Source organism: Photorhabdus tasmaniensis, from assembly GCF_011189505.1.
Classification (GTDB): domain Bacteria; phylum Pseudomonadota; class Gammaproteobacteria; order Enterobacterales; family Enterobacteriaceae; genus Photorhabdus; species Photorhabdus tasmaniensis.
The window spans coordinates 1-2,304 of the sequence record NZ_PUJU01000124.1 but is presented as its reverse complement, the minus strand read 5'-3'; the positions used below and the strand labels follow the sequence as shown (position 1 = coordinate 2,304).

Annotated in this window: 1 protein-coding gene, 1 tRNA gene and 1 pseudogene; 2 read left to right on the top strand and 1 reads right to left on the bottom strand. The window is 47.3% G+C overall.

From position 1 onward, the window contains the following. A partial coding sequence (locus tag C5471_RS23005; protein ID WP_166296529.1) for a conjugal transfer nickase/helicase domain-containing protein occupies positions 1 to 748 on the top strand: 748 nt, incomplete at its 5' end. A gap of 77 nt (positions 749 to 825) precedes the next feature. Then, positions 826 to 1,821 (top strand): annotated as a pseudogene (locus tag C5471_RS23000) (tyrosine-type recombinase/integrase). Positions 1,822 to 2,209: 388 nt separating this feature from the next. On the opposite strand, the gene C5471_RS22995 reads toward C5471_RS23000, so the two are convergent. Then, positions 2,210 to 2,285 (bottom strand) — tRNA-Phe (locus C5471_RS22995). Positions 2,286 to 2,304 lie beyond the last annotated feature (19 nt).

Sequence of the window (2,304 nt, the reverse complement as noted above, 5' to 3'; positions counted from 1 at the left end):
ATCACCGCAAATGATTGTTTCAGGAAATCCCGATGTTTCTGCTGCGCCTTTATCAACGGCAATGGACAGTGTTCTGCTCTCTCAGAGACGGCAGGAAGATAGCACGATGACTGAAATTGTTTCATCAGCCGTGAGACCGGTTGATGAGATCCCTTCTGCCGTCATGACCGTCACGCCAGAGAAGGGGATGCCGCCGGATGAGAGCACGCAACAGCTCTTGTCATTAATGGGAATGAATGTCGCGGGCACAGTGACAGAACAGGTTATGGCCTGTGAAGCGGAAATCGTACCGCCATACACGCCGGTGCCTTCACAACACGCGGTTCAGGCAACAGGGCAGAACGAAAATGCCAATGAGACACCCTGTATTGGCGAGCAATTCTGGGACTGGTTGTCCGCTGGATTAAGGCAGGGGGTGATGACCCTTAATACGCCGAAAGCCCGGATACACCTGGTCAGTGGTTTTGTGTTTGTGAGTGCGCCGGCCATTTTCTTCCAGTTTCTCGGTGAGAAGACGCAGGCAGATGGCAAAGAGGTTAGCCAAAAATGGAAACGGGTACAAACCGCCTTTGAGCGGCTGGGACGACACCGAGTCAGTCGTGGAAAATGTTTTTGTTGTTGTCATCTTTATGATTCGGCTGATCGGACTGGCTCCTATCAGCGTGTTCATGGTTACTTAATCAAAAGCACGTTGCTTTATCGTGACCGTTCTGTACCGGAGGATAGCCCTTTTCTGGCGATTTCCTGAAAAGCATCTTTAATAACAATATGTTATTTTCTGCGCCCCGCAATGGGTTTTCAAATTGATGAAGTGAGGAAGTAGAGATGGACAGTATGACCTGGGATAACCTGCTGGATGAGTATTTTTTTGCCAAAATCTTGCGGCCGGATACGGAGTCAAGTTATCGCAAGGTGGTGAATACCTTCCAGGTGTTTGCAGGTGTGGACAATCGGCCTGCGCAAGTGACCCGACAGCAGGTCCTGGCGTGGCGCAGATATGTATTGCATCAGTCCGGACGGAAAGGTGTGACCTGGAACAGTAAGATTGCCCATATGCGAGCGTTATTTAATTTGGCGATAAAAGAAAAAATACTGCCTCAAACGGAAAACCCATTTAATGGTGTGGTGGTTAATGCGAACAAGAAGAAAAAGAAAACATTAACCAAAAAACAGCTGACAGCCCTGTATCTCACGATGGGGCAATTTGAAGCGCGAGAACGGCAGGCCGGGGATAACCAGCGTGGCCGCTGTGCATTATATCCGACCTGATATTGGCTGACGGTACTGGATACGTTGCGTTATACCGGGATGCGGCAAAATCAGTTATTACATATCCGGCTTGGAGATATTGATCTGAAAGAACGTCGGATTATTCTTTGCTCCGAGGGGAGTAAGAACCATTATGAACACCAGGTGCCGGTGGTGAAATGGTTGTATCCGCGACTGGAAATTTTGCTGGAACGTGCTCAGGCCGCTGGGGCAAAACTGAATGATCCCCTGTTTTGTGTGGACTATTTTACCGCCAAAACAGACAGAGGAAACGAAACCGACCCGTTACAGACGATAAAATCATTTTTTCGGCGCTTGTCAAAGGAGTGCGGATTTGATGTGGGTCCACACCGTTTCCGGCATACCCTGGCAACTGAACTGATGAAAGCACCTGATCGTAATTTGCAAATGGTACGCGGATTATTGGGACACCGCAGTATTACTACGACGATGGAATATATTGATATCAATCTGGATACTGCCGGGCGTGCGCTGGAGCGTGAATTAATGCTGTATATCGATGCTGAGCCAGAGAGAGAGGCGAAATGTTAATCGGATAAAACAAAATCTCCTGGCTGTTGCCTGAACTTGTTTTTTCCCCACAAATTCCTTGTCGTAAGATGGGGAATTTTTTTGAACTGATACAATCTCCTATAACTGACCTTCTTCTGATCAATTTAGGAAAGCTGAGTCACCAACATACAACATCGTGTTAATTAATTCATTGATTTTAGTTTGGATGGCTTGACAGTTGCAATAGAACTTGTAAGTATTGCGCTCGAACGAAAAAGGATATCTAATTTCTCAGATATCCTGGATCTAGAACCTTTATACTCTATATCGAAGCGATGCAAGATTAAGTCAACTGTAACGATGCATTTAGGTCCCAGTATCGAACGCCCGTTGAGCTTTTTTATCTCTCAACCAACGCGCTTTGAATTGGTGCCCGGAGGCGGAATCGAACCACCGACACGAGGATTTTCAATCCTCTGCTCTACCGACTGAGCTATCCGGGCAACGGGGCGCATTAAACCG